The following is a 314-nucleotide window of genomic DNA, read 5'->3' as shown; positions in this document are numbered from 1 at the left end:
TCTAACATCATTTGCCGTTGTTGAGGGTTTAGACCTTGAACAACGGTTTTTAGTAACTTGTCACCGGTTTTAGCGCTGGGGCTAATGGTGTGGGAAAAGGTCACATTCATTACAAAAGTGTGGCCACATTCCACATCATTACAGGCGCAATATAAATCTGAAATCTGCCGATGTTTACGGTTGGTTTTTCGGATAATGGCCGCGCCACCGCATTCAGGGCATAAGACTTTCATCACTCGCATGTTCTTGGCTCCAAAAGTGGCGAACTTCTGGAATTTTAACCGTTTTTGCCTCATAACTCACCCGTTTTAGGT

General features: G+C 44.3%; 1 protein-coding gene. It reads right to left on the bottom strand.

Annotation, left to right across the window (positions count from 1 at the left end):
- Positions 1–296 (bottom strand): ogr/Delta-like zinc finger family protein (locus DBA33_RS20525; protein ID WP_162975269.1); only part of this gene is annotated, 296 nt, incomplete at its 3' end.
- Positions 297–314 lie beyond the last annotated feature (18 nt).

Source organism: Yersinia sp. IP36721 (assembly GCF_003634395.1).
Taxonomy (GTDB): domain Bacteria; phylum Pseudomonadota; class Gammaproteobacteria; order Enterobacterales; family Enterobacteriaceae; genus Yersinia; species Yersinia entomophaga.
This window is presented reverse-complemented; position numbering and strand designations above follow the sequence as displayed.